Here is a 21,492-nt window from a genome sequence, read left to right on the forward strand (position 1 = left end):
TCAGCGACCCGGCTTCCGCAGCCCCAGGCGCGCCATCGACCGCCGGTGCGGCTGGGCCCGGCGAATCGCGCGCCGCGTGGCGCGGCGCTGCTGCGGCTTGTCGTCCCACGATTCGGGGTGGCTGGCCACCCACTTCTTGGTGCGTATCGCAAAGGGGATGTGAATGACGTAGGCCACGATGATCACCATGATCACGATGTAGCCGTAGAACACCGACGCCGCCACACCGATGGCGACCAATGCCAGCAACGGCGCCACCATGTTCGGCGGCACCGAGAAGGTGTGGATCTTGCGCATCGGGATCCGGCTGACCACCAGGAGCGAGACACCGATCACCCAGATCGACACGGCCCACTCGCTGGTCCACCACCCCTCGCCGAACTGCATCTTGGCGGCCAGCAGACCGATCACGCCGATGGCACCCGCCGGGGCGGGCATGCCGACGAAGTACTCCTTCTCGTACGCAGGCTGATCCACGTCGAGCAGCGCGTTGAACCGCGCCAGCCGCAACACGATGCACACCGCATACAGCAGCACCACGATCCACCCGATCCGCGAGTGCGACAGCATGGTGCCGTAGATGATGAACGCCGGTGCCACACCGAAATTGACCGCATCGGCGAGGGAATCGATCTCCTCGCCCATCTTGGAGGTGGCGTTGAGCATCCGCGCCACCCGGCCGTCCAGCGCGTCGAGGATCGCCGCGACCGCCAAGAACGCCATCGACTCGGTGGGCCGGTCGTCGAGCGCCATCTTCACCGCCGACAGGCCCAGGCAGATCGCGGCCACCGTCATCGCACTCGGCAGCATTCGCACGGAGAACGGCGGCGGCTTCATGCGGCCCTTGATCAACGACGGGGGCCTCATGCGCGGCTTGATCATGGCAACTCCGCCAGGACGGTTTCTCCGGCCAGCGTCCGCTGACCGGGGGTAACGAGCAGTTTCGAACCGGCAGGAAGGTAGGTGTCCAGCCGGGAGCCGTAGCGGATCAGGCCGTACGTCTCGCCGATGGCCAGTTTGTCGCCGACCCGTGCGTTGCACACGATGCGCCGGGCGATCAGACCGGCGATCTGCACGGCGATCACCTCGGTGCCGTCCGGAGTGCGGATCACGACGCTGTTGCGCTCGTTGTCCTCGCTGGCGGCTTCGAGTTCGGCCGAGTGGAACCGTCCGGGGCGGTGCTGCACAGCGACGACGTCTCCGCCGATCGGGGCTCGCTGCACGTGCGCGTCGAGCACCGACAGGAAGATGCTGATCCGCGGCAGCGGGGTGTCGGGCAATCCCAGTTCGGCCGGCGGGACGGCGTCCCCGATCAGGCACACCAACCCGTCGGCGGGCGCGACCACCACTCCGGGGCGGGTGGGCGCCACCCGAGCCGGGTGCCGGAAGAACGCGGCGTTGGCGCCGGCGGCCACCAGGCCTGCCCGGCGCACCCACCGGTGCTTGCGGCCCAGGGCCGCAACGGCGAGGCTGGCGCCGACGAAGGGCAATCCCGCCGAATGCATCGGCGGAACACTGGATCGCACCAGCGCCACGAGGCGTTCTGGTCCGGACTGCTGGAGGTCGGGGCGTCTGGCCATCGGGAGGATTCTACGTGCGCCCGGTGGCGGAATTGCTAGCTCAGGTCCCAGACGGGAACCGTCGACCCGGCCGAAAGTTCGGTGACGTCCTCGGCGATCTCCAACAGACAGTTCGCCGAGGCGAGCCAACGCAGATGATGCGACGCCGGGGGACCGTAACTGCTGACCGTATCCCCGGTCAGCACACCCCGCCGGAACTGCCGTTTTCCGCGTGGTGAGGTCAGGTCCTCGGTCAGCTGCGCGGTGCGCCGGGGCCGGTCCGGTTCGGCCTGGCCCATCGCCGCCCGCAGCGGCGCACGGACGAACACCTCGAAGGACACCAGCGCGCTGACCGGGTTGCCTGGCAACGTGATGATCGGAACACCGTCGACCGTCCCCGCCCCCTGCGGCATCCCGGGCTGCATCGCCACCTTGACGAACTCCACCTGATCCGACAGTGAGTCCTTGACGACCTCGTAGGCGCCCGCGCTGACCCCGCCGGTGGTGATGATCAGATCGGCATCGCGCGCATGCGCGGCCAAGGCGGTGCGGAAGGCGTCGACGTCGTCGGCGGACATCGGGGCGATGGTGGCCTGCGCGCCGGCGTCGCGGACCGCCGCGGCCAGCATCACCGCATTCGACTCGTAGATCTGCCCTGGCTTCAGCGCGGTGCCGGGGGCCACCAGCTCGGTGCCCGTGGACATCACCATGACGCGCTGCGGTGGCAGCACGGGCAGCGTGGCCAGCCCGAGCGCGGCGGCCAACCCGAGCGCGGCCGGCGTGATCACCTGACCGGCGCGCAGGACGGCGGTGCCCGCGGTGACGTCCTCGCCGGCGCGGCGGATGTGCTGGTTCTCCCGGGCCGCAGCGCGGATCGTCACCGTGCCCGTCGCGCCGTCGGTGGCCTCGACGGGAACCACCGCGGTGGCACCCGACGGGAGCGCCGCGCCCGTCATGATGCGGTGCGCGGTCCCGGGTTGCAGGGTCAGCAGGTCGGTGCGGCCGGCCGGGATGTCCTCGGCGACCGGCAGCCGCACCGGGGAGTCCTCGGTGGCGGCGGCCACATCGTCGGCCACGACGGCGTAACCATCCATCGCCGAGTTGTCGAAACCGGGCAGCGACAGCGGGGCAACCACGTCGGCGGCCAGCACCAGACCGAGGGTGTCGTTCAACGGAAGATCTTGTGGTGCACGGGGTTTGATCAGCCCCGCGACCACCTGCTGGTGCTCTTCGACGGTCCGCATCATCACACCGGGAAGCTGACGCCGGTGAGCTCTTCCGACACGGTCCACAGCCGGCGTTGCAGGTCCTCGTCGTGGGACTGCTTGCTGGAGGTCACGAGCTCGGGGTAGCCGCGCACTTCCCGGAATCCGTCCGGTCCGTAGTACTGGCCGCCGCGAACATCGGGATCGGTGGCCGCGCGCAGAGTGGCCAGGGCGCCCTTCAGCGCACTGTTGACGAGCAGGGCAGTGAGTTGGTCGACACCCGGTAGACCGGCGCCGGGGATGTGGCGAGTGAGCTCGGTGGCCGAGACTCCCGGATGGGCGGCCACCGCGATGGTCGGCTCGTTCTTGGCAGCCAGCCTGCGTTGGAGCTCGTAGGTGAACAGGAGGTTCGACAGCTTGGACTGCCCGTAGGCGGCCACCCGGTTGTAGCTGCGTTCCCACTGCAGATCGTCGAAGTGGATGGCGGCCTGGATGCGGTGCGCGACGCTGGCGACCGCGACGACGCGCGACCCGTCGACCGGCAGCAGATGATCGAGCAGCAGCCCGGTCAGCGCGAATGCGCCGAGGTGGTTGGTGCCGAACTGCAACTCGAAGCCGTCGACAGTGGTCTGCTTCGGCGGGTACATCACCCCGGCGTTGTTGATCAGCAGGTCGATCCGCGGGTAGGCGCCCCTGAGTTCGTCGGCCGCGCTACGGACCGAGTCCAGCGAGCCCACGTCGAGGTGCTGCAGCTTGAGGTCGGCCTTCGGCGCGGCCGCGGTGATCCGGTCGACGGCCTCGCGGCCCTTGTCCAGGTTGCGCACGGCGACGACGACGTGCGCGCCCTTGGCGGCGAGCACGCGGGCGGTCTCATAGCCCAGCCCGGTATTGGAGCCGGTGACGATCGCGATCCGTCCGGACTGATCGGGGACATCGGCCTCGGTCCACTTGGAATTGGCGCTCATGGGTTGAACATACGGAACGCGGGTGCTGGACGGCACCTCGGCGCCATAGCAGTGTGGGAACCATGCGCACTCTGACCGCGGTCCTGCTGACCGTGCTGTTGTGCTTGACCGGCTGTTCGTCGAACGAAAGTCCCGCAGATCCGTTGTCCGCGTGGAACGACACCTCGGCGAAGAATTCCATCACCGAGTTCGTCAAGCGGACAACCACGCAGGGCACGCCCGAATTCGTCGCGCCGGAAGACCGCATCGCGGTGTTCGACAACGACGGGACGCTGTGGGCAGAAGCGCCGCTGCCGTTCCAGGCGGCGTTCGTCTTCGACGAGCTCAAACGGCGGGCACCGCACGAGCCGACACTGGCCGCCGACCCGATGGTGCAGGCGGCGCTCAAAGGGGACGTGGCCACCCTGCTCGCGGGTGACCGGCACGAGGGACTGTTGCACGTGCTGGCGCTCACCCATTCCGGGATGACCACCGACGAGTTCAACCACCGGGTGACCGACTGGATGGCAACCGCCCGACATCCTCGATTCGACAAGCCCTACGACCAGCTCACCTACGAACCGCAACAGCAGTTGTTGTCCTACCTGCGCGCCAACGGGTTCCGTACCTTCATCGTCTCCGGCGGCGGTGCGGATTTCATGCGCGTGTTCTCGCAGCGGGTGTACGGCATCCCACCCGAGCAGGTGGTGGGTTCCACCGGCACCACCAGATACGAGCTGCGCGATGGCAAGCCGGTACTCGTCAAGACCCTCGACTACGTCTTCGTCGACGACAAGGCCGGCAAGCCGTCGGGCATTCACGAGTTCGTCGGGCGCAGGCCGATTCTGGCTGTCGGCAACAGCGATGGTGACCAGGCCATGCTGGAATACACCACGATCGACAACCCGCGGCCCAGCCTCGGCGTCCTGATCCACCACACCGATGCCGAGCGCGAGTATGCCTACGACGCCGATCCGCCGTCCTCCGGGAAACTGGTCACCGCACTGCAGCAGGCCGGGCCGAACGGCTGGACCGTCGTCGACATGAAGAACGACTGGAAGACGGTGTTCGCCCAGTGAATCTGATCGATCCCGCCCAGCGGCCCAGCCGCAAGGCGCCGCTGGTGTGGGCATTGGGCGCGGCCATCCCCTGGGTGGTTCTGGCACTGGCGCAGTTGATCTGGTTCGCGATCGACCAGCGGATGCTGTGGCTGCACGGCGCCGCCGCGGTCGTCACGGTCCTGGGCGCGGCGCTCTTCATCGTGGTGGTCCCGATGTGGCGTTACCGGGTGCACCGGTGGGACATCAACGTCGGGTCCGGGACCCCTGCGGTGTACACCCGCACCGGGTGGCTGGTCCAGGAGCGGCGGATCGCGCCGATCTCCCGGGTGCAGACCGTGGACACCTACCGGGGCCCGCTGGACCGCATGTTCGGCCTGGCCAACGTGACGGTGACGACGGCATCGTCGGCGGGCGCGGTGCGGATCGTGGCGCTCGACGACGACGTGGCCGAGCGGGTGGTGGCGCAGTTGACCGACATCGCAGCGATCGGCGAACAGGACGCCACATGAGCGTGCCGGCCGTCCAACTCCAGTGGCAGCGGCTGAGCCCGCGCATGCTGCTTGTCCATCCGGTACATGAAGTCCTGCAACAGATTCCGCTGTTGATCGGTGCGGTGGTGCTCGGTTCGGCCACCGGCAACTCTTGGTGGACGATCGCGGCGATCGCCCTGACCATCGCGGTCGGTCTGGCGCGATGGTTCACCACCAGCTACCGCATCGAACCCGACGAGGTGCAACTGCGTACCGGGCTGCTGCACCGCAAGGTGTTGTCGGTGCCACGCAACCGGATCCGGTCGGTATCCACCGAAGCCCGGCTGCTGCACCGGCTGTTCGGACTAACGGTGCTGAGGATCAGCACCGGACGGGAGGCCAAGGGCGACACCGAGTTTGCTCTCGACGCGGTTGAGTCACAGCAGGTGCCGCGGCTGCGCGCGATCCTGCTGGCCGATGCTGTCCCGGCCGCCGATGCACCGGCAGGCCGGGAGCTGGCCCGCTGGCAGCCTTCCTGGTTGCGCTACAGCCCGCTGAGTTTCACCGGGCTGCTGATGATCTCGGGCGCGTACGGGGTGATCGCGCAAACCGGAATGCTTGACAAACTGCAGGATTCGCCACTGGCCCAGTCCGGTATCGCCACCGCTGAGCGGCTGGGCCTGGTCGTCGGCGTGGGCCTCGGTGTACTCGTCATCCTCGTCCTGTCGGTGCTTCTCTCGGTGTTGAGGTCGTTGCTGACCTACGGAAACCTGGTGCTGACCCGCAGGGACATTCCCGGAAAGGGCGGAGCGCTCCACCTGCAGCACGGCCTGCTGCGGCTGCGCGAGCACACCTACGACATGCGGCGGCTGCGCGGCGGCACCCTGCGTGAACCACTGCCGGTGCGGGCACTGGGCGGCGCGCGCCTCGACGCGGTGATGACCGGTGTCGGTGGGGCGGGGGAGGCGTCGCTCCTGCTGCCGCCCTGCCCGGCCGACACCGCCAGGACCGTGCTGGCGGAGCTGATCGACAACCCCGGCATTGTGGACGCACCACTTGTTGCCCACGGTCCGGCCGCGGTGCGACGGCGATGGACTCGTGCCCTGACGCTGCCGATGGCGGCCGGCGCGGCGATGGCGGTGGTCGGGGTGCCGGTATGGGCGTGGGTGCTCTGGGTGCTGCTCCTGGTGTGTGCCTGCCTGGTGGCCGCGGACCGGGCACGTTCGCTGGGCCACCTGGTGCGCGACGGCTGGCTCGTCGCCCGCACCGGAAGCCTCGAGCGCCGCCGCGACCACCTCGATACCGCCGGGATCATCGGGTGGACGGTGCGGCAGACGTATTTTCAGCGTCGCGTCGGGGTGGCCACGCTGATCGCCGCGACGGCCGCGGGGCAGAAGCGCTACGCCGTGCTCGACATCCCCGCCGAACAAGCCTGGCCGGTCGCGGCGGCCGCCTCGCCCTGGGTGGCCGACAATGGGTGGGCCGTCGGACCGGCAGGCCCCGAGTTGCGCTGAGTTCGCGGACGTTTACTGTCGCTGCATGGCTATCGGTGGAGTGCTGTTCGACATCGATGGTGTGCTCGTGACCTCCTGGCAGCCCATTGACGGCGCGGCGGAAACTTTGCGGATGCTGGCCGGGCGGCAGATCGCCCGCTCCTATCTGACGAACACCACCACCCGTACCCGCGCGCAGATCGCCGACCTGCTGACCGCCGCCGGAATGGACGTCGCGGCCGACGAGGTGATCACCGCGGCCGCCCTGACCGCCGAATACGTCCGCGACCGCTATCCCGGCGCCCGATGTTTCCTGGTCAACAGCGGGCAAATCGGTGAGGACATGCCCGGCGTCGACGTGGTGTATTCGAGCGAGTTCACCGGACCTGCCGCACCCGACACCCCCGACGTGGTGCTGCTCGGCGGCGCCGGGCCGGAGTACAACCACCTCACGCTCAGTTGGGTCTACGACTGGATGGCCCAGGGCGTGCCCGTCGTGGCCATGCACCGCAGCACCGCGTGGAACACCACCGACGGACTGCGGGTCGACACCGGCATGTATCTGGCAGGGATGGAAGAGACCTCGGGCCGCAAGGCCACCGCCGTCGGCAAGCCCGCCCCGGAAGGGTTTCTGGCTGCGGCCAACCGCCTCGGCGTCGACCCCGAGGAGATGTACATGATCGGCGACGACCTGAACAACGACGTGCTGGCCGCCCAGGTGGTGGGCATGGCCGGCGTGCTGGTACGCACCGGCAAGTTCCGCCAGGCCACGTTGGACCGTTGGGCCGCAGACGAATTCGCGATGCAACCCAACCACGTCATCGACTCGGTGGCCGATCTGCCGGAGCTGCTGGGCTTGTAGGCCGCGGTGTTTTGGCTGCGCCGTTTTGGCCGCTCGGGCGGCTCCGGCCGCGCCGTTTTCCACACCAGGGTCGCGATTCTTCGGCGGGACGACCCCTGCGTAGAAATCGGCGCGCAGGGGCCCGAGGGGAAGCGCCCTCCTACACCGTGTAGCGGCGGTCGTACCCGGCCTGGCGGTCGGCGATCTGCTGCGCGCGGTCGTAGTCGAGCTGGTCCGGGTTGTAGTTGGGATCGTTCGGGTCGTTCACGATGTCCGGGACTTCCGACGCCTTCACCACTCGCGTCGTCACCTTCGGCATGTTCGTGGCATCCGGGTCCACACCCTGGAAACGCATCGAGATGGTGCCCTGGTTCAGTCCGCCGGTGGACACCCAGTTCGCCACGCCGGGATCGCTTTTCGACACGACGATGGTGTACGTGCCGTCCGCGTTCTTGATGGCCTGGCTGTTGTTCAGGCTGGTCTGCTGGTTGCGGGTGTCGTTGGTGATGGTCCAGTCGTTGGTCACCGGCACCACGAAGTACTCGGCATCACCGGGATCGACGGTGATGACCATCGCCTCGTCGTCCTTGAGCTGGAAGTAGCCGGCGCTCTGCAACTGCGTTGAGAGGAACTGTGCGTTGTGCTGCGGCTGGGACAGCGTGTTGGGCTGGCCGGTGGCGGTCGCCACGGACATGTAGGTGTTCTCGCCGTTGATGCCGGTCACCAGCATCAGCAGGGCGGTCTCGGTGGACGACAGCAGCAGCGGGGCCTTGTCGAACGCCGGGACGATCGACACCAGCGACATCAGTAGCGGGTTCTTCACCACCGCCTCGCCGATGACCGGAATGGCGAATCCGCCGATCTGGCTGAACAAGCTGCTGGGCGGCCCAGCCGTCTTCTCGATGGTCAGCGTCATGGGAGTCTCGGTGTTCCAGTCGCCCAAGGTGTTTCGGGTGGCGAGGATGGTCGAGTTGGCCGGGGCCTGGATGTAGTTCATCCCTTTCTCGGGGTTGGCCGGTGCCCCATCGGGACTCACCACGATGGTGAACGTGCCGTCGTCCCGGATACTCAGTTCCTCGCCGTTGAGATTGGCGGCGGTGACCCCGTTGATTCCGGTGAGCACACTGAAATTGGTGTTCGCAGAAGTAGGGTGGGTACTCGGGTCGGCCGGGTCATACCCCGCGACCTTGCCCTCGATCATGTAGGTCGAGGCGCCGTTGATACCCGTGAAGCGGTAGACGGTATCGGGGTTGTCGTACCAGATCCGGGTGCCGCCGGCGTCCTGCCCGTTCCAGCTGTGCGGCGGGTTGACCTGCAGCAGCAGCTTCGGATCGTTGGAATTCAGCAGCAGGAACTCTGTCGCCGACTGGTTGGCGAACTCGGTGGCGGCCGCGTTGAGCTGCGAGAAATTGGTGAAGTCGGGGCCGCCGACGGTCGCGAAGTTCTTGGCCGCCTCGACGTACCAGGCCGCCATCAGGACCACCTTGGCCAGCTGAACGATTGGCGTATTGACGATCTGGCCGACCTGCTGTTCGGCTGCGAGCTGGTCCTCGGTGGCCAATATGCTCGTCGCCTGCGTGGTCACCTGGGAGGTCACCTCCGGAGTCACCTGCGAGGTCGCTTCGGGTGTGGTGACGCGCCCGATGGGGACGAGGCCCTGGGTGCCGTCGCGGCGCGACCAGCCCAGCAGCGCCGCCAACCCGAGGTCCTGCAGCGGGCTCACCGGCGTCTCCGGGAGACGCGGTTTGAGCCGCTCCGTGGCCGCCGCCACGATCTCCGGTATGGACTGCGCCGCAGGAGCCTGCGTGCGTGCTGACACCGGAATCAGGCGATCTACAACATCTTTCGCCACCGTCTTGGTGACGACCGTCAGTGTTTCCAGCGGCGCGGCAGCCTCGGCCGCGGCGGCCTGCGGCCGGTTGTCCAGTGCGGCCGACAGCTTACGGGGCGTGTCGGTGGCCTTGGTGAATGCCCGCGACACCGACTGTCGCACATTGTCGGCCGCGTTCTCGACGGCGTCGGCCGCCGTGGACTTTGTGGTGGCTCTGCTGGACTTACGGTCCTTGCCCTCCGTCTTGCGGTCGGTCGATGCTGCCGACGAACGACGCTCGCCGATCTTCGAACTACCGAGAGCGGACTCCACCTTGGCGGCTGCGTCGCTGACCCGTTTCGCCAGCTTCTGCGGGTCGGAGAAGGACGGTTTGCGGGGGCCTTTCTTCGGCGCCGAGCTGTCCGTCTTGGTGCTGCCGGTCGCCTTTGAATGTGTTCCCGACGAGTCCGAACCACCGGTTTCGGCGGACGCGATCGCGGTGCCGTTGGCCATCGCCACGCCTATTCCCAGTGCGACCGCGAGCGTGCCCACTCGCCCGATGAAGCGGGCCCCTCCAGTGGTAGCGGATGTCGTCGGCATAGCCTCTCCCCCAACTGTTCTGGCTGCAACAGAACGCAATTGGCCGACTGTAACAAGTTCCAGTTGAGTCTCGGGGGAGTTTGAGGGACTCAGATTTTATTGCGATCGAACGCCGCGTCCGGCCTGTGTCAGGCCTTCAGCGTGCGCACGGCCTCGATGCGGGCCTTGAGATGATCGGTGGTCGCGGCGGCCACCGGCGGACCGCCGCAGATGCGGCGCAGCTCGTTGTGGATCCAACCGTGCGGCTTGCCGGTGCGGTGATGCGCGATGGTCACCAACGCGTTGAGTTCACGACGCAACTCGCGCAACTGGCCGTGCGTGGTGCGCGACGGCGGCGGACCACCCGACACCGCGGCCTCGGCCGTGCGTTTGGTGAGTTGCTCATCCTGCCTGCGCCGCAACAGGTCCCGCATCTGCTCGGCATCGAGCAGGCCGGGGATGCCCAGATAGTCGGCCTCCTCGTCGCTGCCGGCCGGCGTCGCGGTGCCGAAGGAGGAGCCGTCGAAGATGACCTGATCCAGCTCGGCGTCGGCGCCCAGCGACTCGAAGCCGTTCTCGAGCTCGCCCTTCTCGTCCTTGCGCTTCTCGGCAGCTTCGAGCGCCTCGTCATCCAGCCCGTCGGATTCGCGGTGCGGCTTGCCCAGGACGTGGTTGCGCTGGGCCTCCATCTCGCTGGCCAGCAGCAGCAGGTTGGGCACCGACGGTAGGAAGATGCTCGCGGTCTCACCGGGGCGGCGCGAGCGCACGAACCGGCCGATGGCCTGTGCAAAGAACAACGGAGTCGAGGCGCTCGTGGCGTACACGCCGACCGACAACCGCGGCACGTCGACGCCCTCGGACACCATGCGGACCGCGACCAGCCATCGGCTGGTGCTCGCCGAGTACTGACTGATCCGGTCGGACGCGCTCGGGTCGTCGGAGAGCACCACGGTGGGCACCTCGCCGGTGATCTTCGTGAGCAGATCGGCGTAGGCACGGGCGGTGGTCTGGTTGGTGGCGATGATCATGCCGCCGGCATCGGGCACATGCTGACGCTTCTGCTGCAACCGTTTGTCGGCGGCGGCGATGACCGCGGGCATCCACTCGCCCGTCGGGTTCAGCGCGGTGCGCCAGGCCCGCGCGGTGTGCTCGGCGGTCAACGGCTCGCCCAGGCGCGCCGCGTGCTCCTCGCCGGCACTGTCACGCCAGCGGGCCTCACCCGAGTAGGCCAGGAACACCACGGGCCGGACCACACCGTCGGCCAGCGCGTCGGAATAGCCGTACACGTGGTCGGCCTGCGAGCGCTGGAACCCGGCCTCGTCGGGCTCGTAGTTGACGAACGGGATCGGGCTGTCGTCACTGCGGAACGGGGTACCGGTCAGGGAGAGGCGCCGCGTCGCGTCGTCGAAGGCCTCGCGCATCGCGTCGCCCCAACTCTTCGCGTCGCCGCCGTGGTGGATCTCGTCGAAGATGACGAGTGTCCGACGGTTCTCGGTGCGCACCCGGTGCCGGGTGGGGTGGCTGGCCACCTGGGCATAGGTGACGACGACGCCGTGGTACTCGGCCGAGGTCTGCGAGTCGGAGTTGCTGAACCGCGGATCCAGTGCGATGCCGTTGCGTGCCGCCGACTCGGCCCACTGGATCTTGAGGTGTTCGGTGGGCACCACCACGGTGATCGCGTCGACCGTGCGGTCGTTGAGCAGTTCGGCCGCGATCCGCAGCGCAAACGTCGTCTTCCCTGCGCCAGGGGTGGCGACCGCGAGGTAGTCCCGCGGTTTTGCCGTCAGATATTTCACCAGCGCTTTGCGCTGCCAGCCCCGAAGTGCCTGGGTGCTGGGCGCTGCATCAGCCCGCACCCTAGGACTCCTCTCCGTCGGAATGCAGTCTAGGCCAGCGCGTTACGTCGGCGCATATCTGCAGGAGCTCGCCGGGCGTGTCGCTCGCCGAGCTGGTTGTCTGCCGCCGGCCCGGCTCGTTCGCTCACCCGTCGCGTGCCGTATTCACTCCGCGCTCCCGCCGCGATGGAGCAAACGCTCAGCATCGTTCGTACTCGCGGGCCAGCTCGGTCTCGAGGACGGACGCCACGTGTGCCTTGTCGTGCCGGAAACAGCCGCCGACGGTGATCTCCACCCATTGGTGGCCGCCTTTGACGATCAGGTCGACGGGTCGGTCGAGCTCGGCCAGAGCGGCTGCGACAGCGTTGGCGATCTCGTCGTCCCGAGGCTTGGTGTTGGGCTTCATGCTGATCGCGAGACTTGAGACCGGACGGTCTGTGGTCGGGTCGGTGCCGAATTCGCCCATCACCAGATGCGGCCCGGCGATCCGGACGATCTCGGTCCAGGCCTGTTGCGTGGCAGCGTCGGGGATCACGCCGTACGAGGTGTAGGTGCTGGTCACCTCGAGCGACCTCGTCTTGGGCACCTGCAGCAGCCACTGCGCATCACCGAGGTCCGGGTGCCGACGCAGCAACTCCTCTGCCGCGCCGGTGTCGACGGGTTGGCGCAGCGTCACGATCGCGGGGTGGTCGGCGCCCATCGCGACGCGTTCGACCACGGGGGAGGACATCACGTCGAACCACTGCGCCACCACATCGGTGCCCGTGCCGGACAGCGGACGCAGCGTCACGCTGCCCTTGTCGTTGCCGATCTCCAGCACGGTGTAGTAAGTGTCGAACTCGACGCCGTGCGCGGCCGACACGAACGTGGGGACCACATCCTGGGCCTGTTCGGTGGTGGCTGCGGGGGTCAGCCCGACGTCGAGGTTGAAGAACTCGCCGTTGGTGAAGTCGTTCTTGTAGTCGACCTCGACGGTGTCGATGCCGGGTAGCTCGCGGATCTTTGCGCCGACCGACTGGGCTTCACTGCCTCGATCGTCCACGCATCCAGCGAGCACCGTGGACGCCAGCGCGGCGCAGGCGAGAGCCAGCCAGCGGTTCACGGTCAGAGGAAGTAGTTGTCGTTGTTGACGAACCACTCGGCGCGTTCCTCGTCGGTGAGGTCGGCCAACTGAGCGAACCCTTCGAAATAGGCCTCCCGCGGGGCGCCGGGAGCAAACAACATCAACAGGGACGTCGGCGCGTCGGCCTCATTGCGGAAGCCGTGGATTCCGCCCGGCGGGACATACAGGAAATCGCCCTGGTTGCCGTCGCGCCAGTCGTTCCCGTCGAACAGCTTTACGGTGCCGGACAGGACGAAGAAGGCCTCCGACATGGCCCGGTGAAAATGCGGGCCGGGGCCGCCGCCCTGCGGGCTGATGTCGACGCGGTACAGCCCATAGTCGCCGTTGGTCTGCTGTTGGTTGGCCAGATAGTGGTACTTGACGAGGCCCAATGAGTCGTAGTCGGGCGGCTCGTCGCCGCGCTTCAGCCAGGCGCTGACTTCGGGCTCGTCCTTCGTGTAACGAGCCGGGGGATAGGGCGGCACATTCCTGGGATCCCAGAACGACACGAGCGCCAGCCTAGACGCGGTGTGGTCGTTTGCGTCGAGATCGACACCAGGGTTGTTCGAAGCGTGCCGGAACTGCCCTGGTGTCGAAATCGGCGAAGAGAATGACGGGCCTTCAGGCGCGCGCGTCCTGCAACACCGGGAAGGTGACGCCCGTCAGCTCTTCGGACACCGCCCACAGGCGGCGCTGCAGCTCGAGGTCGTAGGAACGCTCGTTGGAGGTCACCAGCTTCGGGTAACCCTTCTGCTCGCCGAGCCCGTCGGGGCCGTAGTACTGCCCGCCGAGGGCGGCCGGATCCGTCGCCGCGCGCAGCGTCGGCAGTGCGCCCATCGCGGCCTCCTGGAAGAGCGGACGCAGCAGCGGGACGGCGCGCTGCACCGGGCCGGGTAGATGGCGCGCCAGTTCGGTGTCGGATCCGCCGGGGTGCGCGGCGAGAGCCGTGGTGTGCTGCCCGATCAGGCGGCGCTGCAGTTCATAGGTGAACAGCAGATTGGCGAGCTTGGACTGGCCGTAGGCCTGGAGACGGTTGTAGCTGCGTTCCCACTGCAGATCCTCGAACCGGATGCCGCGCGAGAAGCGGTGGCCGATGCTGCTGACCGTCACGATCCGTGAGCCGACAACCGGCAGAAGGCGGTCGAGCAGGAGGCCGGTCAGGGCGAAGTGTCCGAGATGGTTGGTGCCGAACTGCAGTTCGAAGCCGTCGGCGGTGGTCTCCTTGGGCGGCGTCATCACGCCGGCGTTGTTGATCAGCAGGTCGATGCGTTCGTGCTTGGTTCTGATCTCGTCGGCGGCTTCGTGCACCGAGGCCAGCGATCCCAGGTCGAGGCGCTGCAGTTCCAGGTCGGCGTCGGGCACCGACCGCGAGATCCACTCGGCGGCGGCCTCGCCCTTGGTCACGTTGCGTACAGCCAGGACGACGTGTGCGCCCCTGGCGGCCAGCGCCTTGGCGGTTTCGAGCCCGAGGCCGGTATTGGCGCCGGTCACGACGGCCGTGCGGCCCGATTGGTCCGGAATCTTGGCGGTGGTCCACTTGGTCATGAGAGACTCCTAGAGGGCTAAACGGAGTGAGTACTCCGGTTGCGTTCGAATATACGGAACGTACGCCCCGCTTTGTCAATGGTTCGACGCTGGCAGGTTTGTGAGGTGATGGCGAATGCGTGCGGATGCGGCGCGCAACCGCGCCCGGGTACTGGAGGTCGCCTACGAGACTTTCGCGGCCGACGGACTGGCCGTGCCCATCGACGAGATCGCCCGCCGGGCCGGGGTGGGTGCGGGCACCGTCTATCGCCACTTCCCGACGAAAGAGGCGCTGTTCCAGGCCGTGATCGCCGAACGGATCCGCGGCGTCGTCGAGGAGGGGCGGACCTTGCTCGCCGAGGCCGACCCGGCCGACGCCTTGTTCGCATTCCTGCGGTCGATGGTGCTGCAGTGGGGTGCGGCGGACCGCGGACTGGTCGACGCTCTCGCCGGATCGGGCATCGACGTCAACACCGTGGTGCCCGAGGCCGAAGGCGAGTACCTGTCGGTCCTCGGCGACCTGCTGGCCGCGGCGCAGCGCGCGGGCACGGCGCGAGGCGACGTGACGGTCGCGGACGTGAAGGCACTCCTGGTCGGCTGCCAGGCGATGCAGATTTACAACGCCGACGTGGCCGAGCGGGTCACGTCGGTGGTGTTCGACGGATTGCGGGCGGAAGGACAACGGTGACGGCGCTTCATTTCATCTCAGGTCTACCGCGATCGGGGTCAACATTGTTGGCCGCGCTGCTGCGACAGAATCCGCGCTTTCAGGCCGGGATGTCGGGTCCATTGGCCGGGCTGTTCGACGCGCTGGTCGCCCAGATGAGCGCCCGCAACGAGTTCTCGGTGTTCCTCGACGACGCCAAGCGGGAGCGCATCCTGCGCGGGTTGTTCGACAGCTACTACTCCGACTGCGCCGCCCAGGTCGTCTTCGACACCAACCGTGGCTGGTGCGCGCGGATGCCCGCGATCGCGCAGCTGTTCCCGGAGGCGAAAGTCATTGCCTGCGTTCGTGAATTGCCCTGGGTGATCGACAGCATCGAGCGCCTCGTCCAGCGCAACGTCTTCAGTCCGTCGTCGATCTTCAACTACAGCACCGGCGGCACGGTCTACACCAGGGCCAACGACGTCGCTTCGCAGGACGGCATGGTCGGCGGTCCCTACGACGCCCTCAAACAGGCGTGTTACGGCGCTCAACGCGACCGATTGCTGGTGGTGCAGTACGACACCTTGACCGCCGAGCCGGCCAAGGTCATGCACACCATCTACGAATTCATCGGGGAGCCGGTCTTCGAGCACGACTTCGGCCATATCGATTACGACGTCAGCGAATTCGACGAACGCGCCGGGACGCCCGGGCTGCACACCGTGCGTGGCCAGGTGAAAGCCGAACCACGCGACACCATCCTGCCGCCGGATCTGTTCAATCGCTTTGTCCACGACGCATTCTGGCGAGACCCGGGCAAGATTCCAGGCGATCTGCGCGTCGTATAGGTGCCGACAGGCAGAGGCCCCGCACACCAGGGGAGGGTGTGCGGGGCCTCTGCTTTCGTGCTGGTGACTACGGGCTGTCCGTTCCGGCGGTCGTGGTGACCGTCTTGCCGGTGACGGGGCTTCCTGGAGTGGCCGTAGCCGGGACGCCCGCGAACGACCCCGACTGCGTCAAGTTGGTGCCGTTGCCACCGGTGAACCCGACGCCGGTGCCATCACCACCGCCGCCGGTCGTGACCGTGTTGTTGGTGTAGGTGGCACCGTTGATATCAGTGAAGCTGTAGGCGCCGATCTGGAAGTAGCCGCCCTTGCCACCCGTGCCGCCGTTGTTCCCGTCGCCGCCGCTCCCGCTGGTTGCGGTGACACCGGTGACTGTGGCGTTCGGCCCCAGCGCGCTGATCGACGAGATGCCTGAATCTCCACCGCCGGTACCGCCGTTGGTGGCGTTACCACCCTTGCCGCCGGTGATGCTGATGGTGCCGTCGACCTTGGCATTCTGGCCGGCGGCATTGATGGCCACCCGGCTTCCGTTGCCGCCCTTGGAACCCGTTGTGCCGCTGGCGGACCCACCGTCGCCGCCCACCGCGGTCCCGTGGGCCAGGGAATTGTTCCCGGGCGCGATGGTCAGGTTGCCGCTGGGGCCGGACACGACCAGGTTGTCCCGGCCGGCACTCATGTAACCGAACCCGCCTTCGCCGCCCGTGTTCCCGACACCGTCAGCGTCACCGCCACGCCCACCATGGACCTCGCCGTAGACGGTGCCGCCATTTCGGGCCAAGAATTCCGTCTGACCGGCGCCGGCGCCGTTGGTTCCGCCGGCGCCACCGGTGCCGCCGTTGGTTCCGTTGCCGCCGTTGCCACCGGTGGCGATCGCCGCATGGTCTGCCGTTCCGATGTGACCACCGGTGTCGGCGGTCATCTTGACGTCGCCACCCCTGCCGCCGGTACCACCGAGTGCGTCACCGGTTCCGGCGTTGCCGCCGGTGGCCGTGGCGTTGGTGACGGTGGTGCCGGTGCCTGAAGCGGAGACGGTGACGTTGCCGCCGACTGCACTGTCAGACCCCTTGCCGCCGGTCACGGAGGTATCGGTGACCTTGGCGCCACCGGTGACCGTCACCGACGCAATGCCACCAGTCTTACCGCTGCCCGCATCGCCGCCGGCGACGTGGGTGTTGGTGACTTCACCGTTCACACCACCGGTGACATCGATGCTCGCACCGCCGCCGACGGCCCCGTCGGTGCTGTCGCCCGCAGTAGCGGAGCTGTCGGTGATCTTGCCCAGGCTGGTGTTGAGCGAGGCGTTGTTGCCGTTGGTCCCGGTGATGCCGTCGCCGCCGGTCGCGGTGCTGCCGGTGATGGAGTCGTTCAGGCCCCTGGCCGTGATGGTGCCGCCGCCGCCGGCGCCGCCATTGACACCGTTCTGACCAGTGCCACCGTCACCGCCGGTGGCGGTGCCCTCGGCGACGCTGTTGGCGCCGCCGGTGCCGGACGACTGTCCCGCGCTGATGATGGCCTGACCGCCGTTGCCGCCCGCGATGCCGGCACCGATGCCGTTCCCGCCGTCACCGGCGGTGGCGGTGCCGCCGGCCTTGGACGAGTTGCCCTTGGCTACGACCTGAGCGCGCGCTCCGCCGCCGCCGGTACCGCTCGTGGAGCCGTCGCCGCCGGCACCGCCATACGCGGAACCGCTTGCGGTAGAGGCATTTCCGGTGGTAAGCACGGTGGCGAACCCGCCGGCGCCGCCGTGGCCGCCGGTCGTCGCATCGCCACCGGCACCGCCCCGGGCGTACCCGCTGGCCTTGCTGTTGTCGCCGAGGCCGGCGTAGAGCCCGGTCTGAACCCAGCCGCCGCCACCGTTGCCGCCGGTGCTGCCGATGCCGTCGGCGGTTCCGCCGCCACCGCCGATACCCGTGCCGTCGGCCGTGCTGCTGGTCCGCTGCGCGACGACTCCGCCCTGGGCGCCGGCACCGCCGGTGCCGCCATTGCTGCCGTCGCCGCCCGCGCCGCCGGTGCCCGCGCCGCTGGCGGTGCTCCCGGCGGAGGTGGCCGAAACGATGCCCTCACCGCCGGCACCACCGTGCCCGCCAACAGTGCCGTTGCCGCCCTTGCCGCCGGTGGCGGTGGCGGTGGTGACACCGCCACCGTTGCTCGCGGTGACGGTGGCCGCACCACCGTTGCCACCGATACCGCCATTGGCATCACCGATCCCGGCATTACCGCCGGTGGCGTCGGTGTCGGCCACGGTGCTGCCCGTCCCGGTCGCGGTGATGGTGGCGTTCCCGCCGACAGCGGTATCGCTGTTGGTGCCGCCGGTCGCGTGGCTGTCGGAGATGCTGCCGCCGTTGGTGGCGCTCACCGTGGCGTAACCGCCCAGACCGCCGGAATTCCCGTCGGCGCCGGTGGCGCTGCTGTCGGCGATGGTGCCGTTGATCGCCTCGACCATGCCGATGCCGCCCTGCCCGTTGACAGCGTCGCCGCCGACGGCGGTGCTGCCGGTGATGTCCCCGCCGCTGTTGGGATCACTGAGGGTGCCGGCGAAGACATAGGCCTGTCCGCCGAGGGCACCGGTGCTGCCGTTGGTGGTGGCGTTACCGCCGTCGCCGCCGGTCGCGGTGCTGTCCGTGGCCTTGCTGCCGGTGGCATTGGCGACGATGCGGCCCTGACCGCCGGTGCCGCCATGGCCACCGTTGGTGGCCGTACCGCCGTCACCGCCGGTGGCGTTGCCGCTGGCGGCGCTGTCCTTGCCGAAGGCCTGGATGTTGCCGATGGTGCCGTTGCCGCCGACGCTGCCGGTACCGGTGGCGTCACCGCCGTCGCCGCTGCGAGCGGTGCCGCCGGCATACGCACCCTCGGCGAAGGCGCCGACCTGTCCGCTGCTGCCGTTGCCGCCGGTACCACCGGCCAAGCCGTCGCCGCCGTCACCGCCGAACCCGTTGCCCTCGGCCTCCGCGCCGGTGCCGCCCGCGACCACGCTGCCGATTCCGCCCGTGCCGCCATGGCCGCCGCCGGTGGCGTTCCCGCCGTCACCGCCGGTCGCGGTGCCATCAGCTGTGCCGTCGTTTCCGCCGATGCCCGTTCGGACGAAGCCGGCCTGAATGTTGCCGGACCCGCCGTTGCCGCCGAGGCTGCCCGCACCCGTCGCGTCGCCGCCTGCGCCGCCGGTCGCGGTTCCCGACGCGGTGCCGCCGGTGCCGCCCTCGAAACCTGCGGTGATGTTGGCCGCACCGCCCGTGCCGCCCTTGCCACCATCGGTGCCGGAGCCGCCGTTGCCACCCCGGGCGTTCGCGTCGGTCACCTTTCCGCCCAGCTTTGCGCCCACGAGTGCTGTACCACCCATGCCGCCGGTGCCGGTACCGGTTGAGCTGCCGCCGTCGCCGCCCCGGGCGGTGGCGACGGCGCTGCTGGTCGCGCCGTCGGCCGAAACGGTGCCGATGCCGCCGGTTCCGCCGTCGCCGCCGGCCGCGGTCACCGAGCCGTTGCCGCCGCGTCCACCCTGTCCACCGGTGGCGGTGCCATCGACGGTTCCGCCATTGGTGACACTGAGGACGGCGCCACCGCCGCCGCCACCGCCGCCACCGCCATGTCCGGCTCCGGCAGTGGTCGACTGCGCGCCGGATCCGCCGGCGCCACCGGACCCGCCGGTCGCCGTACCGGAGGCGCCACCGGTGATGAGCCCGAATCCCATGCCGCCGGCCCCGCCGTCGCCACCGCTGCCCTGGTTTCCGGTACTGCCCGCCACGCCGCTGTGGCCGAGGAGTCCGAAGAATCCGCCGCCGCCGGCTCCGGCCGCACCGCCGATGCCACCGGTACCACCGCCGGTGCCGCCCGTTCCGCCGGTGCCGCCGCTGAGATGAGCGGCGTCGCCGTTGGCGCCGGCTCCACCGACACCGCCGGTACCGCCGTCACCGCCATCTCCACCGTTGCCGCCACTGGCGAACAGGAACCCGTTGGCGTCACCGCCGTCGCCGCCGTTGCCGCCGTTGCCGCCGCCGACACCGCCGTCCTGGCCGTTGCCATATCCGTTGCCGTAGTCGACATTCCAGTCGCCGGCCGCTCCACTGGCGCCGGTGATGCCGTTGCCGCCGCGACCACCATCGCCGGCGATGCCGAAGAACCAGCCGTTGGCGTCGCCACCGCGGCCGCCGTTGCCCGCGGGCTGGAGGTCAAAGGACGCGCCGCCGTCGCCGCCGTCGCCGCCGATGCCCATGATGCTGCCGCCGTCGCCACCGTCACCGCCGTTCATGCCGGCCCAGCCGTTGCCGCCCTCGCCGCCGTCGCCGAACCAGCCGGCATCGCCGCCGTCGCCGCCGGCCTGACCGGTGGCGACACCGTCGTAACCGTCACCGCCGTCGCCGATCCACGCGCCGCCGTCGCCACCATCGGGGTTCGCCTCGGTCCCGTCGGCTCCGTTGCCGATCAGGTACTGGCCCGATATCTGGTTGATCGTGTTGCCGACGGCAGACCCGAGCGGGCTGGTGATCCACAGCTGCGCCCCGTAGTGCACCGGTTGGTAGATCCACCGGTTGACGATCTCGGTCGGGTCGAGCACGGCGGAATTCAGCGTGGGGGCAACCAATGTGTTGCGCGCAGCAGCCGTGTTGGTATCCACGGTGTACGCCGATTGCCGGCGCGCCCAGGCCATCACGGCCCAGACGCCGGGCATGTCGGCGGGCTCCGTCGGCGCGTTGGGGGTCATGATCGTGCCCAGCGTGACCGCGGACAGCAGCCCGGTGATCGGGCTGATCGGCGCGGGTGCCGGGGCAGGCGTCGGGGCGACGAATGCCTGTGGCGCGGCCGGCGAGGGATCTGCCGATCGAGCGCCGAGCCAACCGGTCGTGACGCCGGAGTCCAGCTGCTTGTCGTTGGGGGTGGGATCCGGCAGGGCGGCCGCCACCCGTTCGGTCAGGTCGCTGACGCGGTGGGAAATCGGGTTGTCCGGCAGCACATTCACCGGGGTGCGCTTCCACTGCTGCTTGGGCTCACTGGCAGTGGTGGGGTCCACGCCGTCGTTCGAGTCGGCCTTCGACTCGGTCGAGTCAGCCGTCGAGGACGCGGGCAACTTCGGCCGCCACAGTGGGCCCCGGGTCTCGTTGTCATCGGTGGCGTTGCCGCGCTTGAGGCCGACGCCGTCGGCGATGTCGTCGACAGCCTTCTTGGCCTCGGCGGCACGGTCATTGAAGGCCTTCGTGGCTTCGGTGGCGCGCTCGCGCAGACGTTCCTGGACCTGCTTGACGGAGGGGTGACCTGGTTTCTTGGCTTTGGAGTTGGTTCCGGTCGTGCCGGTGTTGCCGGCGGTCCCGGTGTTGCCGGTGGCGCCCGAAGGCTTGTCCGCACCGGAGTTGTCGCCACTGCTCGGGCCCTCGGTGTTGACCAGCCTGACATCTGCGGAGACCGACCTCATCGTCGGTGAATCCGGTCCCAACAGAAGCATGACGCCGGCACCTGCCAACGCCACACTTGCCAGTCCTGCCGTCGCGATCGGACCTACCGCGGCCCGCCGGCCACGACTCTGCGCAATGCTGTGTTTCCCCACGATTCTCCCTGGTCTCCCGGTGCCAAAATGACGTCAGCGTCAATA

The 21,492-nt window shown here is 68.8% G+C and carries 16 protein-coding genes; 6 read left to right on the forward strand and 10 right to left on the reverse strand.

Annotated elements, in window-relative coordinates; genetic code table 11:
• From pssA to AC4LGL_RS20225, 4 genes are read right to left on the reverse strand one after another with little or no spacing between them, the layout of a single operon-like run.
• Positions 1-882 carry a CDP-diacylglycerol--serine O-phosphatidyltransferase gene (pssA, locus tag AC4LGL_RS20210; RefSeq protein ID WP_491840328.1) on the reverse strand — a complete coding sequence of 294 codons (882 nt, stop codon included), beginning with the start codon at positions 880-882 and terminating at the stop codon, positions 1-3.
• Positions 879-1,580, reverse strand: a complete 702-nt coding sequence (locus AC4LGL_RS20215) for a phosphatidylserine decarboxylase (protein WP_491840329.1) — start codon at positions 1,578-1,580, stop codon at positions 879-881. Before AC4LGL_RS20215 ends, pssA begins: the two co-directional genes overlap by 4 nt.
• 35 nt (positions 1,581-1,615) lie before the next feature.
• On the reverse strand, positions 1,616-2,803 hold the full coding sequence (gene moeA, locus AC4LGL_RS20220) for a molybdopterin molybdotransferase MoeA (protein WP_491840330.1): 1,188 nt from the start codon (positions 2,801-2,803) through the stop codon (positions 1,616-1,618).
• 2 nt (positions 2,804-2,805) lie between these two features.
• A complete protein-coding gene (locus tag AC4LGL_RS20225; RefSeq protein ID WP_491840331.1) occupies positions 2,806-3,729 on the reverse strand; it encodes an SDR family NAD(P)-dependent oxidoreductase in 924 nt (307 codons plus the stop codon).
• 62 nt (positions 3,730-3,791) lie between these two features.
• On the opposite strand from AC4LGL_RS20225, the gene AC4LGL_RS20230 reads away from it, so the two are divergent.
• The 4 genes from AC4LGL_RS20230 to AC4LGL_RS20245 are packed head-to-tail and all read left to right on the forward strand — an operon-like array spanning position 3,792 to position 7,594.
• Entirely contained in the window at positions 3,792-4,787 is a 996-nt protein-coding gene (locus AC4LGL_RS20230) for an HAD family hydrolase (RefSeq protein WP_491840332.1), read from the forward strand.
• Positions 4,784-5,278: a PH domain-containing protein gene (locus AC4LGL_RS20235; protein ID WP_491840333.1), complete on the forward strand. Its 495-nt coding sequence runs from the start codon at positions 4,784-4,786 to the stop codon at positions 5,276-5,278. Before AC4LGL_RS20230 ends, AC4LGL_RS20235 begins: the two co-directional genes overlap by 4 nt.
• Positions 5,275-6,753, forward strand: a complete 1,479-nt coding sequence (locus tag AC4LGL_RS20240) for a PH domain-containing protein (RefSeq protein WP_491840334.1) — start codon at positions 5,275-5,277, stop codon at positions 6,751-6,753. Before AC4LGL_RS20235 ends, AC4LGL_RS20240 begins: the two co-directional genes overlap by 4 nt.
• Positions 6,754-6,778: 25 nt before the next feature.
• Positions 6,779-7,594, forward strand: coding sequence for an HAD-IIA family hydrolase (locus AC4LGL_RS20245; protein ID WP_491840335.1), 816 nt, complete (start codon positions 6,779-6,781; stop codon positions 7,592-7,594).
• A 139-nt stretch (positions 7,595-7,733) separates the two neighbouring features.
• Here the strand turns inward: AC4LGL_RS20245 and AC4LGL_RS20250 are convergent, their stop codons facing one another.
• The 5 genes from AC4LGL_RS20250 to AC4LGL_RS20270 all read right to left on the reverse strand — a co-directional run bounded on the left by AC4LGL_RS20250 (position 7,734) and on the right by AC4LGL_RS20270 (position 14,444).
• Positions 7,734-9,983: a DUF1214 domain-containing protein gene (locus tag AC4LGL_RS20250; RefSeq protein WP_491840336.1), complete on the reverse strand. Its 2,250-nt coding sequence runs from the start codon at positions 9,981-9,983 to the stop codon at positions 7,734-7,736.
• A 128-nt stretch (positions 9,984-10,111) separates the two neighbouring features.
• Positions 10,112-11,818: a DEAD/DEAH box helicase gene (locus tag AC4LGL_RS20255; RefSeq protein WP_491840337.1), complete on the reverse strand. Its 1,707-nt coding sequence runs from the start codon at positions 11,816-11,818 to the stop codon at positions 10,112-10,114.
• Between the two features lie 178 nt (positions 11,819-11,996).
• On the reverse strand, positions 11,997-12,899 hold the full coding sequence (locus AC4LGL_RS20260; protein ID WP_491840338.1) for a hypothetical protein: 903 nt from the start codon (positions 12,897-12,899) through the stop codon (positions 11,997-11,999).
• A gap of 2 nt (positions 12,900-12,901) precedes the next feature.
• Complete coding sequence (locus tag AC4LGL_RS20265) at positions 12,902-13,408, reverse strand: cupin domain-containing protein (RefSeq protein WP_491840339.1); 507 nt, start codon at positions 13,406-13,408, stop codon at positions 12,902-12,904.
• Between the two features lie 112 nt (positions 13,409-13,520).
• Complete coding sequence (locus AC4LGL_RS20270) at positions 13,521-14,444, reverse strand: SDR family NAD(P)-dependent oxidoreductase (RefSeq protein WP_491840340.1); 924 nt, start codon at positions 14,442-14,444, stop codon at positions 13,521-13,523.
• A gap of 115 nt (positions 14,445-14,559) precedes the next feature.
• Here AC4LGL_RS20270 and AC4LGL_RS20275 point away from each other — a divergent pair, with 115 nt between their 5' ends.
• Both AC4LGL_RS20275 and AC4LGL_RS20280 read left to right on the forward strand, forming a co-directional pair.
• Positions 14,560-15,111 (forward strand): TetR/AcrR family transcriptional regulator, encoded by a 552-nt coding sequence (locus AC4LGL_RS20275; RefSeq protein WP_491840341.1) that lies wholly within the window; start codon positions 14,560-14,562, stop codon positions 15,109-15,111.
• Positions 15,108-15,917 (forward strand): sulfotransferase family protein, encoded by an 810-nt coding sequence (locus tag AC4LGL_RS20280; RefSeq protein ID WP_491840342.1) that lies wholly within the window; start codon positions 15,108-15,110, stop codon positions 15,915-15,917. The genes AC4LGL_RS20275 and AC4LGL_RS20280 overlap by 4 nt, the downstream gene beginning before the upstream one ends.
• Before the next feature lie 67 nt (positions 15,918-15,984).
• On the opposite strand, the gene AC4LGL_RS20285 is transcribed toward AC4LGL_RS20280, so the two are convergent.
• Entirely contained in the window at positions 15,985-21,345 is a 5,361-nt protein-coding gene (locus tag AC4LGL_RS20285) for a beta strand repeat-containing protein (protein ID WP_491840343.1), read from the reverse strand.
• Between the last annotated feature and the right edge of the window lie 147 nt (positions 21,346-21,492).

The organism is Mycolicibacterium arcueilense (genome assembly GCF_058536225.1).